Here is a 269-nt window from a genome sequence, read left to right as displayed (position 1 = left end):
GAGAAAGATAGCCTGAGGTATTGGGAAGCTCATTTATCTGATCGTTCAAGAGAATTTAAAGGCTGTAGCTTTTGGGAAGTCTGGCAAATACAGAAAGAGCAAAAAAATGTAGCGGCAAATCAAGAGCTCAAAAGTAGTTTAGCGTTAGAAACACTTGAACGAGAAAATGAGAGGATCATACAAGAAGCTATCAAGGCCAAACTAACAGCCTGTAAGACTAAGTCAGCTCAGTTAGCTAATATTACTGATAACAAGAGGTTGGCTAAAGA

At 38.7% G+C, this 269-nt stretch carries 1 pseudogene; it reads left to right on the top strand.

Annotated features, from left to right (window positions below):
* Positions 1–269: pseudogene (locus AAEY83_RS15375) on the top strand (transposase); the annotation flags it as partial.

Origin of the sequence: Psychrobacter sp. TB20-MNA-CIBAN-0197 (genome assembly GCF_040309765.1) — a bacterium.
Classification (GTDB): domain Bacteria; phylum Pseudomonadota; class Gammaproteobacteria; order Pseudomonadales; family Moraxellaceae; genus Psychrobacter; species Psychrobacter submarinus.
This window is presented reverse-complemented; position numbering and strand designations above follow the sequence as displayed.